Origin of the sequence: Fuscibacter oryzae, from assembly GCF_016765795.1 — a bacterium.
Classification (GTDB): Bacteria; Pseudomonadota; Alphaproteobacteria; order Rhodobacterales; family Rhodobacteraceae; genus Fuscibacter; species Fuscibacter oryzae.
In genome coordinates this window covers 27,770-42,730 of the sequence record NZ_JAESVP010000012.1, presented here as the reverse complement: position 1 = coordinate 42,730, position 14,961 = coordinate 27,770, and the positions used below count along the sequence as shown (strand labels likewise).

Sequence of the window (14,961 nt, the reverse complement as noted above, 5' to 3'; positions counted from 1 at the left end):
GAGTATTTTTGCCAAGAGGAAGTTAGGGGCGTCCGGTTCGGGGCGCCCTTTTCCTTTGCCCATTCGGTATGCAGTTGCACTCTGGCACTTGCCAGATGCGACGCTTCTGGATTAGGTTGCGACCGTCAGGATCGGGAGAATCCGGCGGGGCCTTTTGGGTCTTGCGTCGGTGCCGAAGGAGCAACCGCCCCGGTAAACTCTCAGGCGAACGGACCGTTCTGGCAAAAGACTCTGGAGAGTGGCGCGGATGCGCCCGCCGAAGGGATAACGATCTCAGGCGCCCCGAAAGGGCAGGGACAGAGGGGGCACCGAGGGCAGGGGAACTGTCTGTACGGTGCCGGGCTGTCTGAATGACCGGCAGAGATGGAGGCGGCTTTGGCCGAAGAACTTCTGCGTTTGGGTCTGCATGACCTGCATGTCGAACTGGGGGGCAAGATGGTGCCCTTTGCCGGCTATGAGATGGCGGTGCAATATCCGGCCGGGGTGATGAAAGAGCACCTGCATACCCGCGCCGCTGCCGGTTTGTTCGATGTGTCGCATATGGGGCAGGTGATCCTGCGGCCAAAGGCGGGCATGGAGGCGCTGTGCCTGGGGTTTGAGGCGCTGATGCCGGTGGACGTGCTGGGCGTGGCTGCGGGGCGGCAGCGCTATGGGCTGTTCACCAATGAAACGGGCGGCATTCTGGATGACCTGATGTTCGCCAACCGGGGCGATCATCTGTTCGTCGTGGTCAATGCCGCCTGCAAGCATGCCGACGTGGCCCATATGCGCGCCCATCTGGCCGATGTGGCCGAGTTGGAGTTCATTCAGGACCGTGCTTTGCTGGCCCTGCAAGGCCCCTTGGCCGAGGCGGCGCTGGCGCGGATTGAACCTGCCGTGGCGGCGATGAGGTTCATGGATGTGGGAATGTTCGGCGATCTGTGGGTCAGCCGGTCGGGCTATACCGGCGAAGATGGCTATGAGATCTCCTTGCCCATGGCGCAGGCCGAGGGTTTTGCCCGCCGCCTGATGGACATGCCAGAGGTGCTGCCCATCGGTCTTGGTGCGCGGGATAGTCTGCGGCTGGAGGCCGGGCTTTGCCTTTACGGCCATGACATCGACACCACCACCAGCCCGGTTGAGGCGGGGTTGGTCTGGGCCATTCAAAAAGCGCGCAAGGCCGGTGGCGCGCGCGAAGGCGGTTTTCCCGGTGCGGCGCATATCCTGAAGGAACTGGCCGAGGGGCCAAGCCGTCGCCGCGTCGGCCTGCGCCCCGATGGACGCGCACCGATGCGCGAAGGGACCGCGCTTTTCGCAGGCGATGCCCCGGCAGGGCAGATCACCTCGGGCGGCTTTGGCCCTTCGGTCAATGCGCCCATCGCCATGGGCTATGTGCCTGTGGCCCAAGCAAAAACCGGCACCGCGCTGGAGGGCGATGTCAGGGCCAAGCGCCTGCCCGTCACTGTGGCCGACATGCCTTTCAACCCCACAACCTACAAACGCTGAGGGAAACCGATGAAATTCACCAAGGAACACGAATGGCTGCGCGTCGAGGGCGATCTGGTCGTTGTCGGCATCACCGAACATGCGTCCGAGGCGCTGGGCGATGTGGTGTTTGTCGAACTGCCGGAACCCGAAACCGTGGTTGCGGCGGGCGATGAGATCAGCGTGATCGAAAGCGTCAAGGCCGCGTCGGATATTCTGGCCCCGGTCGATGGCGAGATTGTCGCGGTGAACGAAAAGCTGGTCGATAACCCCGGTCTGGTGAACGAAGACCCGCTGGGTGCCGCCTGGTTCTTCAAGATGAAGCTGGATGACCTGTCGGTCCTCGACGATTTCATGGACGAGGATGAATACAAGGATTTCATCGCCTGATGATCCGGCCCGGATGCCCAAGGCTCCGGGCAGTTTTCTAGGAAGCGCATTGCAGGCCCCCTTTGGGGTTTGCCCACTCATGTCCTGAGGTATGGCTATGACCTTCACACCCACCGACTATGATCCCTATGATTTCGCCAACCGCCGCCACATCGGCCCCTCGCCGTCCGAGATGGAGGAGATGCTGGTCGCAACCGGCGTCATCTCGCTGGACGATCTGATCGACCAGACGGTGCCGCAGTCGATCCGCCAGGCGCTGCCCTTGGGCTGGGCGCCCCTGTCGGAACATGAGCTGCTAGCGCGGATGCGCGAGGTGGCGGCCAAGAACAAGGTGATGACCAGCCTGATCGGGCAGGGCTATAACGGCACCGTCACCCCGCCTGCGATCCAGCGCAACATTCTTGAAAACCCGGCGTGGTACACCGCCTATACGCCCTATCAGCCCGAGATTGCCCAAGGCCGGCTGGAGGCGCTGCTGAACTATCAGACCATGGTGGCCGACCTGACCGGCCTGCCGGTGGCGAACGCAAGCCTGCTGGATGAGGCGACGGCGGCGGCCGAGGCGATGACCATGGCCGAGCGGGTGGCGAAATCGAAGGCCAAGGCGTTTTTCGTCGATGAAAGCTGCCATCCCCAGACCACCGCAGTGATCAAGACTCGCGCCGAACCTTTGGGGATTGAGGTGATCGTCGGCGATCCGGCCAAAATGGATGCGGGCGCGGTCTTTGGCGCGATCTTTCAATATCCCGGCACCTGGGGCCATGTGCGCGACCTGACGCCGTGGATCGAGGCGCTGCATGCCGCCAAGGCCGTGGCGGTGGTGGCGACCGACCTTCTGGCGCTGACGATGCTGAAGGAACCGGGCGCGATGGGCGCCGATATGGCCGTGGGGTCCAGCCAGCGCTTCGGCGTGCCGATGGGCTATGGCGGACCGCATGCTGCGTTTTTCGCCTGCAAGGATGAGCATAAGCGGTCAATGCCCGGCCGGATTGTCGGCGTGTCGATTGATGCGCGGGGCAACAAGGCCTACCGGCTGGCGTTGCAGACCCGCGAGCAGCATATCCGGCGCGAAAAGGCGACCAGCAACATCTGCACGGCGCAGGCGCTGCTGGCCGTCATGGCGTCCATGTATGCGGTCTTCCACGGGCCAAAGGGCCTGCGCGCGATTGCCGAGCGGGTGCATTCGCTGACCGTCCGTCTGGCCAAGGCGCTGACCGATGCGGGGGCAACCCTGCCACCCAAGGCGTTCTTTGACACCATCACGGTTGAGGTCGGCGTCGGGCAGGCGGGCATTCTGGCCGCAGCCCGGCTGGAGGGCTTGAACTTCCGCAAGGTCGGGCTTGACCATGTGGGCATCAGCTTGGATGAAACCAGCAACGAAGACGTGCTGCACCGTGTGCTGCGCGCCTTTGGCATCCATTCAGCCCCGCCCGCCAAGGCGGAAATCGGCTTCCCCGAGGCGATGCTGCGGACTTCGGACTATCTGACCCATCCGGTCTTCCACATGAACCGGGCCGAGTCCGAGATGATGCGCTATATGCGCCGCCTGTCCGACCGTGACCTTGCGCTGGACCGCGCCATGATCCCGCTGGGGTCTTGCACGATGAAGCTGAACGCGGCGGCGGAGATGATGCCGATCACCTGGCCCGAATTCGGCAGCCTGCACCCCTTTGTGCCGCCGGATCAGGCGCTTGGCTACCGCGAGGCGATTGAGGATTTGCAGGCGAAGCTATGTGAGATCACCGGCTATGACGCCTTTTCCATGCAGCCCAATTCCGGCGCGCAGGGGGAATATGCGGGCCTGCTGACCATTCAGGCCTATCACCGCGCGCGGGGCGATACCCATCGCAACATCTGCCTTATTCCGGTTTCGGCCCATGGCACGAACCCGGCCAGCGCTCAGATGGCGGGGATGGAGGTGGTGGTCGTCAAATCCTCGCCCAACGGCGACGTGGATCTGGACGATTTCCGGGCACGGGCGGCAGAGGCGGGCGACAAGCTGGCGGCCTGCATGATCACCTATCCTTCGACCCATGGGGTTTTCGAGGAGACGGTGCGCGATGTCTGCAAGATCACCCATGAATACGGCGGCCAAGTCTATATCGACGGCGCGAACATGAATGCGCTGGTTGGCCTGGTGAAGCCGGGTGAGATTGGCGGCGATGTCAGCCACCTGAACCTGCACAAGACCTTTGCCATCCCCCATGGCGGCGGCGGCCCCGGCATGGGCCCCATCGGCGTGCGCGCGCATCTGGCACCCTTCCTGCCCGGCCACCCCGAGACGGGTGGCATCGAAGGCCCGGTTTCGGCGGCGCCCTATGGCTCGGCCTCGATCCTGCTGATTTCTTGGGCCTATTGCCTGATGATGGGCGGCGAGGGGCTGACGCAGGCGACGCGCGTGGCGATCCTGAACGCCAACTACATCGCCAGCCGGTTGAAGGGCGCCTATCCGATCCTGTTCATGGGCAACAAGGGCCGGGTCGCGCATGAGTGTATCCTGGATACCCGCCCCTTTGCCGAGTTCGGCGTGACGGTGGATGACATCGCCAAACGCCTGATCGACAACGGGTTCCATGCGCCGACGATGAGCTGGCCGGTTGCGGGAACCCTGATGGTGGAGCCGACCGAGAGCGAAACCAAGGCCGAGATCGACCGCTTCATCACCGCCCTTCTGGCGATCCGAGAGGAGATCAAATCGGTCGAGGCGGGCGAGATTTCGCCCGAGGACAGCCCGCTGCGCCACGCGCCCCATACGGTCAACGATCTGGTGGCCGATTGGGACCGCAAATATAGCCGCGAACAGGGCTGCTTTCCGCCCGGAGCTTTCCGGGTGGACAAGTATTGGCCGCCCGTGGGCCGCGTCGATAACGTCTGGGGCGACCGCAACCTGACCTGCATCTGCCCGCCGGTGGAAAGCTATATGCAGGCGGCGGAGTAACCATCTGGCCCCGGCGCGACCTGTCGCCGGGGCCAAATTTATTCGCGGACCTTCGGGCGGTGCCTGACCTTGCGGTTGCCCGCAACCTCTGCCAACGTCGCCCGACCATGCGTGATAGTTCTTCAACCGTTGCCGATGGCCTGATGGCGGCGATTCCGATCGCCCTTGGCTATTTCCCCATTGCCTTCGCCTTTGGTGTCGCCGCCACCGGCCATGGCATGTCTGGTATCGAAGCGTTTGGCCTGTCGCTGATTATCTATGCCGGGGCGGCGCAGTTTCTGACGCTGGCGCTGATCACCTCTGGCGCCCCGCTGCTGGTGTCCGCCTTCACGCTGATTGCCATGAACCTGCGCCATGTGCTTTACGGCCCCTCGCTGATGAAGCGGGCGGGGCCGCACGCGCGCCGCCGCTGGTCGTGGGTCTGGGCCTTTGGCCTGACGGATGAGGTGTTCGGCGCGGCCCTTGGCCAACTGGCGCGTGGGCGCAGGTTTTCGGAACCTTTCATGTTCGGCCTTGCCATGGTCGCCTATGCCTCGTGGCTGTCAGGAACCGCCTTGGGGGCTTGGGCCGGGGGTGGGGCGCTGAAAAGCTGGCCCGCGGTCGAGGCGGGTCTTGGTTTCATGCTGCCCGCCCTGTTCCTGTCGTTGCTCTTGTCGATCCTGTCGCGCGCCCAACTGCCCGCGATTGTGGTGGCAGTGCTGGCGACGGTGGGCGTGACGCTGGTGTGGTCGGGCACGGCGGGCATCCTTGCGGGCATGATCGCAGGGGCGCTGACGGGGTTGGCGCCGCGAAAGGCCGCCGATGCGCGCTGAGATCCTGACCCTTGCGCTGATGGTCGGCGCATTCACCTGGGCTTTCCGCGTGCTGCCCACCCGCGCCGACCTGTCGGCCATGCCCGAAGGGGGCCTCTTGTCGCGCTTCCTCGCCGCGACAGGCCCGGCGGCGATTGCCACGCTGTTCACCGCCTCGGTCCTGCCGATGGTGCAGGGCGGCATGCCCCTGCCTTTGGCGGGCGGCACCGTGGCGGTTCTGGCCGTTTTTGCCGCCACCCGGTCAGTTGTGGCGGCCACTTTGGCCGGATCGATCGCCTATGGCGCGCTGTTTGCGCTTACCTGATCCCTTGCCCTGCCGCGCGAACGGCGCGACAGTGGACACAGGAGGTTCCCATGCCCGTTCAAGACCTAGAGATTGCCCCGTCCACCGTTGGTGAAATCATCGTCATGGCCCGTGAGGGCGATGCGATGAAGCTGCAACTGCGGCAGTTCATCGCCGACCTGAACGATGACGAAAAGGCCAGCCTGACGGCGCTGGCCTGGGTTGGGCGCGGCGCGTTCGAAGCCGAGGATTTCGCAGAGGCGCTGGCCACGGCCTATGCCGAGGCGACCACCCCGACCGAGGATTACCTGATGGGAATGCCCCATCTGGTCGAAAACCTGGAGGCGGGGCTGGAAGCCATGGGCTATGACGTCAGCGAGATCGAGGATGGTGCGCTTTAGCCCCTTGTGGCGGACAGGGCGGCAGCACATCTATTCCGAAACCGGAATATGAGGGCGCCATGTCCACCCAGACCAGATCTGCCGTCAAACTTTGCTGCGCCACCTGTGGCCAGATGAACCGGGTTCCCGCCGACCGTCTGGCGCAGGGGCCGAAATGTGGCCATTGCGGCGACCCCTTGGCCGATGGCCGCGTGTTCGAGCTGGATCGCCTGTCGCATGACAAGGCGGTGCAGGGCGATGACCTGCCGCTGCTGGTCGATTACTGGGCGCCCTGGTGCGGCCCCTGCCGGTCTATGGCGCCCGAGTTCAAGAAGGCCGCCGCCGAACTGGCCCCTGCCGTGCGCTTGGCCAAGCTGAACACCGAAGACCACCCCGAAATCGCATCCCGCGCCCGTATTCAAGGCATTCCGGCCCTGATCCTTTACCGCAACGGCCGAGAGGTCGCCCGCCTTGCCGGAGCCCGCCCCGCCCGCGACATTCTGGCCTTCGTGCGCCAGTCTTTGGCATGAAACCCGCAGGCGGCACCCGGTGGCCACCTTGACATTCGCCCTGCCTTCCGCCAAATCAGCGCCCAGAAGGTCATTGGGGCAGTAGCTCAGTTGGGAGAGCGCGTCGTTCGCAATGACGAGGTCAGGGGTTCGATCCCCCTCTGCTCCACCAAAGACCTTCCTGAAATCGGGCCGCCATGGGCGGCCTTTTTTGTTGCTCACCATCACCCCGGCCGTGCAAGGTGCCAGAGAGATTGAATCTTTTCTGGGGTTTGGGTTTGCTGGAAGATTTCGCGCTGCGATATTTCGATCTGTCGCTGACCCAACTCGCTCTGCTGTCCTGGCTGATCATCTTGGCGGGCGGGGTTGTGGGGTGGCTGATGCCGCAAGGGGCAACAGGCATCACGCGCGCGCCCTATTTTGCGATCAAGGCAGCGCTGGTGCTGGCGCTGGCTCAGGTCGGCCATATCGCTATGCAGGTGACGGTTCCCTCGCTGGTGGGCGAATACTATTGGGCCGCCCCGGCGATGCAGGCCGCGGGTCTTTTGGTATTCGGCTTCATTACGGTTCGTCTTGCCGCAGCCCGTTCGCGGGATGCCTTCGGGCACGGCAATCTCGCGCTGCTGTGTCTGGTGCCGCTTTTGTCGCTGATCCTGACCTTCAAGCGGTCCAAGGGTGACCCGGCGCTGCGGCGGGTCGGAAACAGATCGCTACTTACGGGCGAGATGGGCGTATTCGTCGGGGGATTTCTGTTGGTGTTGAGTGTGGCGCTCAACAATTATGTGCAGGAAGAACAGGCCAAGCGGGTGGCACAGGCGAATGTGGACGACAAGCTGAAGGGGGATTTCCTGCGTTTTCGCCTGAGGAAAGTGGTCGATAAGGTGCAGCTTCCGCGCCAGCAGGGCGAAGGGGTGATGGTTGTCGCTGTTGAGTTGCGCGACAAGGCGGTGCATTTTCGCTATGTCGCGGACCGCCCTGCCGACAGGTATCCCCAATGGCTTCGCGGGGGGCTGGTCAACAAGATGTGCGGAGAAACGCCTACCGCTGTGCTGGTCAAGGCGGGCGCAGCATTCGTCATGGACATCGAGGATCAAAAGGGTGCGCCCTATGCGACCATGACCGTGGATGCGAAAGCTTGCGGGTTCCAGCCAGATCCCTCGTAAGCCTTCCCCTTTCCGCCCCACTCTCCTATCCCTTGGGCAACAGCCAAGGGGGCAGGCATGATTCCGGTTCAGGGGTTCAAGGGGGCGAAGGTGGCGGTGCTGGGGCTCGGGCGGTCGGGCCTTGCCACGGCGCGGGCTTTGCAAGCCGGCGGGGCAGAGCCGCTGTTGTGGGACGACAGCCCCGAGGCGCGCGCCAAGGCCGAGGCTGAAGGGTTTGCCTGCACCGATCTTACCCGCAACGGCGCTTTTGAGGGCGTGGCCTGCCTTGTCACCTCGCCCGGTATTCCCCACCTTTACCCCCAGCCGAACAAGGTCATCGCCCGCGCGCTGGAGGCGGGCATTCCGGTCGATAACGACATCGGCCTGTTCTTTCGCAGCTATGCCACCCCCGACTGGGATGATTATGAGACCACGCCGCGGGTGATCTGCGTCACCGGCTCAAACGGCAAATCGACCACCACTGCGCTGATCCACCATATTCTGGAGGTTGCGGGCCGCCCCACCCAGATGGCGGGCAACATCGGCAAGGGCGTACTGTCCATCGACCCGCCACAGGATGGCGAGGTGGTGGTGCTGGAGCTTTCCAGCTATCAGACCGACCTTGCTCGGCATTTGACGCCCGATATCGCGGTTTTCACCAACCTGTCGCCCGATCATCTGGACCGGCATAACGGCATGGGCGGCTATTTCGCGGCTAAACGGCGTCTGTTCGCCGAAGGCGGGCCGGACCGCGCCGTGATTGGTGTGGATGAGGTCGAGGGGCGGTATCTGGCAAACCAGATGGCCGAAGGGCCGCAGGATGACCGGGTGATCCGCATCTCTTCGGGGCAAAAGCTGGAAGGATTCGGCTGGTCGGTCTTTGCCCGCAAGGGGTTTCTGGCCGAATGGCGCAAGGGCAAGCAGATGGCTTCCATCGACCTGCGCGGGGTGGCGGGCCTGCCGGGTGCCCATAACCACCAGAACGCCTGCGCCGCCTATGCTGCCTGCCGCAGCCTTGGTATCGCGCCAAGGCTGATCGAGGGCGCCTTTCACAGCTTTGCGGGCCTGCCCCATCGCAGCCAATTGGTGGGCGAAAGGGTCGGGGTGCGGTTCATCAATGACTCCAAGGCCACGAATGTGGACAGTGCCGCCAAAGCCTTGCAGGCCTTCGGAAAAATCCGCTGGATCGCGGGTGGCATGGGTAAGGATGGCGGCATCGCCGCGCTGCAACCCTTCCTCGGCTCGGTCGTCAAAGCCTATCTGATCGGCCATTCCGCCCGCGATTTCGCCCTGCAACTGGGCGACACTCCGCATGAGATTTGCGAAACGATGGACCGCGCCGTTGCCCGCGCGGGCGAAGAGGCCGAGGCGGGCGAGGTCGTTCTGCTGGCCCCCGCCGCCGCCAGCTTCGACCAATACCCCAACTTCGAAAAGCGGGGCGAGGATTTCACGGCAAGGGTGCGCGCCCTGATCGGATAAGGCGGCCCGCATTCATTTGCCCTTCTGCAAATACTCCACGGGGGTGCGGGGGTGTGAAACCCCCGCTGCCGACGGTGCGTTTCAGTGCATCGGGCCCAAAAGGCCACCTATGTTTTGACTGGCCTTTGCAGGGCATCTTGGCTAAGATTCCCATACGATCCGGGGCCAACCCGGACGTTTGGCAGAGCAGACGACAGACAGGCGGTTCCCATGACGGAAATGGTTCATGGCTCTATGCCCGCACGGGTGGCAGAGCCGGTGCTTCCACGCTGGTGGCGGACAATCGACAAGTGGACGCTGACGGCGATCCTTGTCCTGTTTGCCATCGGGTTACTCTTGGGGCTGGCCGCGTCGGTGCCGCTGGCCGAACGTAACGGCCTTGACCCCTATCACTATGTCCAGCGGCAGGCGGTTTTCGGTGCGCTGGCCATGGTCGCCATGGTCGCCTTTTCGATGATGTCGCCCGAAATGGTGCGGCGGATCGGGGTGATCGGCTTTCTGCTGTCGTTCCTGTCGCTGGTCCTGCTGCCGGCATTCGGCACCGACTTCGGTAAGGGCGCGGTGCGCTGGTTTTCGCTGGGCTTCGCCTCGTTCCAGCCTTCCGAGTTTCTCAAGCCCGGTTTCATCGTTGTCACGGCCTGGCTGATCGCGGCCTCGGGCGATCTGAACGGCCCGCCGGGCAAGGCAATTTCCTTCGGGCTTTGCGTGTCGATCGTGCTGATGCTGGCGCTGCAACCCGACTTTGGTCAGGCGATGCTGGTGCTTTTCGGCTGGGGCGTCATCTATTTCGTGGCCGGCGCGCCGATGCTGCTGCTGGCCTCGGTCATCGCGGCATTCAGCATGGGCGGAGTGTTCGCCTATAACGCCTCGGAACACGTTGCGCGCCGGATCAACGGCTATCTGGCGTCAGAGGTCGATCCGCGCAGCCAGATCGGCTATGCCACCAACGCCATTCAAGAGGGCGGCTTTTTCGGGGTTGGCGTGGGCGAGGGGCAGGTGAAATGGACGCTGCCCGATGCCCATACCGACTTTATCATCGCCGTTGCCGCCGAAGAATATGGCCTGATTCTGGTGCTGATCATCCTGGCGCTTTACGCCGCCATCGTCGTGCGCTCGCTGTACCGTCTGACGCGGGAGCGTGATCCGTTCACCCGTCTGGCAGGCACAGGGTTGGCCTGCGTGTTTGGTGTGCAGGCCATGATCAACATGGGGGTGGCGGTGCGACTGTTGCCAGCAAAGGGGATGACGCTGCCCTTCGTCAGCTATGGCGGTTCGTCGGTTATTGCCGCCGGGATCACGGTGGGAATGCTGCTGGCGATGACTCGCACGCGCCCGCAGGGTCAGTTCGGCGATATATTCGGCCGGCGGGGGCGCTGATGTCCGGCCCCCTGCTGCTGATCGCCGCCGGGGGAACCGGCGGCCACATGTTTCCCGCACAGGCGCTGGCCGAGGCGATGCTGGCGCGCGGTTGGCGGGTAAAGCTGTCCACCGATGCGCGGGGTGCCCGCTATGCCGGGGGCTTTCCGCAGGCGGTAGAGGTGGTGGTGACCGACAGCGCCACCTTTGCCCGTGGTGGCGTTCTGGCGAAACTGGCCGTGCCTTTCCGCATTCTGGGCGGCATTTTCGGCGCCACCCTTGGCATGATGCGTGACAAGCCTGCGGTGGTGGTGGGGTTCGGCGGCTATCCGTCGATCCCGGCGCTGTCGGCGGCGTGGCTCTTGCGCCGCCCCCGGATGATCCACGAACAGAACGGCGTGCTGGGCCGGGTGAACACCCGCTTTGCGCCCCGCGTCGATGCCGTGGCCTGCGGCACATGGCCCACCGCCTTGCCTGCTGGCGTCACCGGCACGCACACGGGCAACCCGGTGCGCGCGGCGGTGCTGGAACGGGCAGGGGCACCCTATATCCCGCCCGGTGATTACCCGATGTCGGTGGTGATCATCGGCGGCAGTCAGGGCGCGCGCATCCTGTCGGACGTGGTGCCCGATGCCATCGCCCGCCTGCCCGAAGGGCTGCGCCACCACCTGCGCATCGCCCAACAAGCCCGTCCCGAAGACCATGACCGCGTGGTCGCGGCCTATGAGGCCGCAGGTGTGGTGGCCGAGGTTGCGCCCTTCTTCGCCGACATTCCAAGGCGGCTGTCCGAGGCGCAACTGGTCATCAGCCGCTCGGGTGCGTCATCGGTCGCGGACATCTCGGTCATCGGGCGGCCGTCAATCCTGATCCCCTTTGCCGCCGCGATGGATGACCACCAGACCGCCAATGCCCGTGGGCTGGTTGACGCAGGGGCAGCGGTGCTGATTCCGGAAAAGGCGCTTGACGCCACCACGCTGGCGGACCACATGGCCTCGGTTCTGGGCCAGCCGGGCGCGGCGCTGCACATGTCGCAGAATGCGTTGGGGCAGGGCCGCCCGGATGCGACCGACCGTCTGGTCGCGCTGGTTGAAGGTTTGAATAAAGGGTGATGCGATGAATGCCACGAAACTGCCGCTGGAACTCGGTCCAATCCACTTTGTCGGCATCGGCGGCATCGGCATGTCTGGCATTGCCGAGGTGCTGCTGACCCTTGGCTATCGGGTGCAGGGGTCGGATTCGAAGGCATCGAAGATCACCGACCGTCTGGTTGGCCTTGGCGCGGTGTTCCATGAAGGCCAGCGCGCCGAGAATATCGGCGAGGCGGCTGTGGTGGTGATCTCCTCCGCCATCAAAAAGGGCAACCCCGAGCTGGAAGAGGCGCGCCGCAAAAAGCTGCCCGTGGTGCGCCGGGCCGAGATGTTGGCCGAACTGATGCGCCTGCGGTCGAATATCGCGGTGGCCGGAACGCATGGCAAGACCACGACCACGACCATGGTGGCGACCCTTCTGGACAAGGGCGGGTTCGACCCCACGGTGATCAACGGCGGGGTGATCCATGCCTATGGGTCGAACGCGCGGGCGGGCGAGGGCGAGTGGATGGTGGTTGAGGCCGATGAGAGTGACGGGTCATTCAACCGCTTGCCTGCCACCATCGCCATCGTGACCAACATCGACCCCGAGCATATGGAGCATTGGGGCACGATTGAAGCCTTGCGCAAGGGCTTCCTCGATTTCGTGTCGAACATTCCGTTCTACGGGCTGGCGGTGTGCTGCACCGACCACCCAGAGGTTCAGGCGCTGGTCGGCAAGATTGCCGACCGTCGGGTGGCGACCTTTGGCTTCAACGCGCAGGCCGATGTGCGCGCCGTGAACCTGACGTTCGAAAATGGCAAGGCGCACTTTGATGTGCTGCTGCAAAACGAGGGCGAAGGTTCGATTATTGAAGGCTGCACCCTGCCCATGCCGGGCAATCACAACGTGTCAAACAGCCTTGCGGCCATTGCTGTTGCCCGCCATCTGGGCATGAAGAAGGAAGAAATCCGCGAAGCGCTGGCTGGCTTTGCCGGCGTCAACCGCCGCTTTACGAAAGTAGGCGAGGTGAACGGCGTTTCGATCATCGACGATTATGGCCACCACCCGGTGGAGATTGCAGCCGTGCTGAAGGCCGCCCGTCAGGCGGTTTCCGGCACCCCCGGCGCGCGGGTGATCGCGGTGCATCAGCCGCATCGCTACAGCCGTTTGTCTAATCTTTTCAATGATTTCTGCGCCTGTTTCAATGAGGCCGACGTGGTGGGCATTGCCGAGGTTTATGCTGCGGGCGAAGACCCGATCCCCGGTGCCAGCCGTGATGATCTGGTCGCCGGGCTGATCGCCCATGGCCACCGTCATGCGCGGGCCGTGATGGACGAGGCCGATCTGGCCCGGCTTTTCAAGGAACAAACCCGGCCCGGCGATATCTTCGTCTGCCTTGGCGCGGGCACGATTTCGGCTTGGGCGAATAACTTGCCGACCCGGCTTGCGGGGCAGGCAGCATGACATTTTTTTCCGCAGAAATCTTATGCGATTTATCCTTCAAGCTATTGTACAAAAAAGGTAACCAAAAATTTAGTACAAATGTACTTTGGGGGCGCGCATGAGCTTGCCGCTGATCCTTGGCTGCGTCTGGGTGGTCGCCTCTGCCATCGTGGCCATGTTGCCGATGCGGATGCAATATGCGCCGGGCATCGCTTTGCTGATCGCGGCTCCGGCGCTGATCCTGTGGATCGGGGCAGAGCATGGCTGGCCTTGGGCGGTTGGCGGCCTATTCGCCTTCGTCTCGATGTTCCGCAATCCGCTGCGGTATTTCGCCCGCCGCCTGTTCGGGGCAGGCAAGCCATGATGGCGCCAATCCTTTGCAGTTTTTTGTGGCTGATCGCGGCAAATCTGACGGCGATGCTGCCCAGCCGTGACCATCATTGGCGCGCGGCTTACGCCCTGATTGCGGCGGGTGTGCCGCTTTTGGGCTGGATCACACTGACGGGCGGCCCGCTTTGGGGGATGGCCTTCCTTGTGGGCGGGGCCAGTGTTTTGCGCTGGCCGTTGATCCGGTTGTGGCGGTGGCTGCGGGGGCTGGCGCTTGCCAGTTGGCAGGAGCGGAACTAAGGCTTTGCTGGCCTCTCCGTCGTGTCGCATTTGTGTGGGGGCGCTCCTTGATTTGTTTCAGCGCTGGCGTGCCAGGCAGCGCACACCGAAGTAAAGCCACTTGCGTGGGTCGGCAAAGCGCCGCAGAACGCGAGGATGACGATGCCTCCCACCCCACGCGGCGCGCTGACGCCGAACCGTTCCCTTGCCGATCTGACCTGGCTGCGAAGCGGCGGGCCAGCCGACTGGCTGTTCCAGCCCGCGGATGAGGCGGATCTTGCGGAATTTCTTGCCGCGCTTGATCCGGCCATTCCGGTGTTCCCGATGGGGGTTGGCAGTAACCTGATCGTGCGTGATGGCGGCATTCGTGGTGTGGTGATCCGGCTGGGGCGCGGGTTCAATGGCATTGAAACCACAGGGGAAACCGTGACCGCAGGGGCGGCTGCGCTGGATGCACATGTGGCGAAGAAAGCGGCAGAGGCCGGGCTGGACCTGACCTTTTTGCGCACCATTCCGGGCAGTGTTGGCGGGGCCGTTCGGATGAATGCGGGCTGCTATGGCAGCTATGTCGCCGACAATCTGGTTTCAGTTCGCATCGTCACCCGGCAGGGCGTGGTGCGCGACATTGCCGCCGCCGAGCTGAACCTGCGCTATCGTCAGTCTGACCTGCCCGAAGGGGCGGTGATTGTCAGCGCCACCTTCCGCGCCCAAGCCGGCGACCCGGCAGAGCTGGAGGCGCGGATGGTGGACCAAATCGCCAAGCGCGACGCCAGCCAGCCGACGAAAGACCGCAGCGCTGGGTCCACCTTTCGCAACCCTGTGGGTCATTCCAGCACCGGGCGCGCCGATGACAGCCACGAGCTGAAGGCTTGGAAGGTCATCGATGATGCCGGCATGCGGGGCGCCATCAGGGGCGGAGCGCAGATGTCGCCCAAGCATTCGAATTTCCTGATCAATACCGGAGGGGCGACTTCCGCCGATCTGGAAGATTTGGGCGAAGAGGTGCGAAAAAGGGTTTTCCAACAGGCGGGTATCACGTTAGAGTGGGAAATCATGCGGGTAGGCGAACGTCTGCCCTAATAACAAGA

The 14,961-nt window shown here is 63.9% G+C and carries 15 protein-coding genes, 1 tRNA gene and 1 riboswitch; all 16 genes read left to right on the top strand.

The genetic code is table 11. From position 1 onward, the window contains the following. Nucleotides 1–122: 122 nt before the first annotated feature. A riboswitch (glycine riboswitch) is annotated at nucleotides 123–226 on the top strand. A 149-nt stretch (nucleotides 227–375) separates the two neighbouring features. The 16 genes from gcvT to murB all read left to right on the top strand — a co-directional run bounded on the left by gcvT (nucleotide 376) and on the right by murB (nucleotide 14,953). Continuing rightward, nucleotides 376–1,485 carry a glycine cleavage system aminomethyltransferase GcvT gene (gene gcvT / locus JI744_RS17755; RefSeq protein WP_202662518.1) on the top strand — a complete coding sequence of 370 codons (1,110 nt, stop codon included), beginning with the start codon at nucleotides 376–378 and terminating at the stop codon, nucleotides 1,483–1,485. Between the two features lie 9 nt (nucleotides 1,486–1,494). Next, nucleotides 1,495–1,854: a glycine cleavage system protein GcvH gene (gene gcvH, locus JI744_RS17750; protein WP_202662517.1), complete on the top strand. Its 360-nt coding sequence runs from the start codon at nucleotides 1,495–1,497 to the stop codon at nucleotides 1,852–1,854. Between the two features lie 97 nt (nucleotides 1,855–1,951). Beyond that, nucleotides 1,952–4,792 (top strand): aminomethyl-transferring glycine dehydrogenase, encoded by a 2,841-nt coding sequence (gene gcvP, locus JI744_RS17745; protein WP_202662516.1) that lies wholly within the window; start codon nucleotides 1,952–1,954, stop codon nucleotides 4,790–4,792. Nucleotides 4,793–4,899: 107 nt separating this feature from the next. Next, nucleotides 4,900–5,604: an AzlC family ABC transporter permease gene (locus JI744_RS17740; protein ID WP_202662515.1), complete on the top strand. Its 705-nt coding sequence runs from the start codon at nucleotides 4,900–4,902 to the stop codon at nucleotides 5,602–5,604. Continuing rightward, a complete protein-coding gene (locus JI744_RS17735; protein WP_202662514.1) occupies nucleotides 5,594–5,908 on the top strand; it encodes an AzlD domain-containing protein in 315 nt (104 codons plus the stop codon). Before JI744_RS17740 ends, JI744_RS17735 begins: the two co-directional genes overlap by 11 nt. A 50-nt stretch (nucleotides 5,909–5,958) precedes the next feature. Next, the gene (locus JI744_RS17730; RefSeq protein WP_202662513.1) at nucleotides 5,959–6,288 is read left to right on the top strand and encodes a DUF3775 domain-containing protein; all 330 of its coding nucleotides are present in this window, start codon (nucleotides 5,959–5,961) and stop codon (nucleotides 6,286–6,288) included. A 59-nt stretch (nucleotides 6,289–6,347) separates the two neighbouring features. After that, complete coding sequence (trxC, locus tag JI744_RS17725) at nucleotides 6,348–6,797, top strand: thioredoxin TrxC (RefSeq protein WP_202662512.1); 450 nt, start codon at nucleotides 6,348–6,350, stop codon at nucleotides 6,795–6,797. Between the two features lie 75 nt (nucleotides 6,798–6,872). Further along, a tRNA-Ala gene (locus JI744_RS17720) sits at nucleotides 6,873–6,948 on the top strand. Between the two features lie 106 nt (nucleotides 6,949–7,054). After that, nucleotides 7,055–7,939, top strand: coding sequence for a hypothetical protein (locus tag JI744_RS17715; RefSeq protein ID WP_202662511.1), 885 nt, complete (start codon nucleotides 7,055–7,057; stop codon nucleotides 7,937–7,939). Between the two features lie 57 nt (nucleotides 7,940–7,996). Further along, complete coding sequence (gene murD / locus JI744_RS17710; protein WP_202662510.1) at nucleotides 7,997–9,397, top strand: UDP-N-acetylmuramoyl-L-alanine--D-glutamate ligase; 1,401 nt, start codon at nucleotides 7,997–7,999, stop codon at nucleotides 9,395–9,397. A gap of 210 nt (nucleotides 9,398–9,607) precedes the next feature. Continuing rightward, complete coding sequence (locus tag JI744_RS17705) at nucleotides 9,608–10,774, top strand: peptidoglycan glycosyltransferase FtsW (RefSeq protein WP_202662509.1); 1,167 nt, start codon at nucleotides 9,608–9,610, stop codon at nucleotides 10,772–10,774. Next, the gene (locus tag JI744_RS17700) at nucleotides 10,774–11,862 is read left to right on the top strand and encodes a UDP-N-acetylglucosamine--N-acetylmuramyl-(pentapeptide) pyrophosphoryl-undecaprenol N-acetylglucosamine transferase (protein WP_202662508.1); all 1,089 of its coding nucleotides are present in this window, start codon (nucleotides 10,774–10,776) and stop codon (nucleotides 11,860–11,862) included. Before JI744_RS17705 ends, JI744_RS17700 begins: the two co-directional genes overlap by 1 nt. Nucleotides 11,863–11,866: 4 nt before the next feature. After that, nucleotides 11,867–13,288 carry a UDP-N-acetylmuramate--L-alanine ligase gene (gene murC, locus JI744_RS17695; RefSeq protein WP_202662507.1) on the top strand — a complete coding sequence of 474 codons (1,422 nt, stop codon included), beginning with the start codon at nucleotides 11,867–11,869 and terminating at the stop codon, nucleotides 13,286–13,288. Nucleotides 13,289–13,385: 97 nt separating this feature from the next. Beyond that, the gene (locus tag JI744_RS17690; RefSeq protein ID WP_202662506.1) at nucleotides 13,386–13,631 is read left to right on the top strand and encodes a DUF2484 family protein; all 246 of its coding nucleotides are present in this window, start codon (nucleotides 13,386–13,388) and stop codon (nucleotides 13,629–13,631) included. Further along, complete coding sequence (locus tag JI744_RS17685) at nucleotides 13,631–13,894, top strand: DUF2484 family protein (protein WP_328757541.1); 264 nt, start codon at nucleotides 13,631–13,633, stop codon at nucleotides 13,892–13,894. Before JI744_RS17690 ends, JI744_RS17685 begins: the two co-directional genes overlap by 1 nt. 135 nt (nucleotides 13,895–14,029) lie before the next feature. Next, nucleotides 14,030–14,953: a UDP-N-acetylmuramate dehydrogenase gene (gene murB / locus JI744_RS17680; protein WP_407927611.1), complete on the top strand. Its 924-nt coding sequence runs from the start codon at nucleotides 14,030–14,032 to the stop codon at nucleotides 14,951–14,953. Nucleotides 14,954–14,961 lie beyond the last annotated feature (8 nt).

Excerpts from the sequence above, each read along its gene's own strand:
- gcvH (WP_202662517.1), top strand. The coding sequence starts at position 1,495 with ATGAAATTCACCAAGGAACACGAATGGCTGCGCGTCGAGGGCGATCTG.
- gcvP (WP_202662516.1), top strand. The coding sequence starts at position 1,952 with ATGACCTTCACACCCACCGACTATGATCCCTATGATTTCGCCAACCGC.
- JI744_RS17740 (WP_202662515.1), top strand. The coding sequence starts at position 4,900 with ATGCGTGATAGTTCTTCAACCGTTGCCGATGGCCTGATGGCGGCGATT.
- JI744_RS17735 (WP_202662514.1), top strand. The coding sequence starts at position 5,594 with ATGCGCGCTGAGATCCTGACCCTTGCGCTGATGGTCGGCGCATTCACC.
- JI744_RS17730 (WP_202662513.1), top strand. The coding sequence starts at position 5,959 with ATGCCCGTTCAAGACCTAGAGATTGCCCCGTCCACCGTTGGTGAAATC.
- trxC (WP_202662512.1), top strand. The coding sequence starts at position 6,348 with ATGTCCACCCAGACCAGATCTGCCGTCAAACTTTGCTGCGCCACCTGT.
- murD (WP_202662510.1), top strand. The coding sequence starts at position 7,997 with ATGATTCCGGTTCAGGGGTTCAAGGGGGCGAAGGTGGCGGTGCTGGGG.
- JI744_RS17705 (WP_202662509.1), top strand. The coding sequence starts at position 9,608 with ATGACGGAAATGGTTCATGGCTCTATGCCCGCACGGGTGGCAGAGCCG.
- JI744_RS17700 (WP_202662508.1), top strand. The coding sequence starts at position 10,774 with ATGTCCGGCCCCCTGCTGCTGATCGCCGCCGGGGGAACCGGCGGCCAC.
- murC (WP_202662507.1), top strand. The coding sequence starts at position 11,867 with ATGAATGCCACGAAACTGCCGCTGGAACTCGGTCCAATCCACTTTGTC.
- JI744_RS17690 (WP_202662506.1), top strand. The coding sequence starts at position 13,386 with ATGAGCTTGCCGCTGATCCTTGGCTGCGTCTGGGTGGTCGCCTCTGCC.
- JI744_RS17685 (WP_328757541.1), top strand. The coding sequence starts at position 13,631 with ATGGCGCCAATCCTTTGCAGTTTTTTGTGGCTGATCGCGGCAAATCTG.
- murB (WP_407927611.1), top strand. The coding sequence starts at position 14,030 with ATGACGATGCCTCCCACCCCACGCGGCGCGCTGACGCCGAACCGTTCC.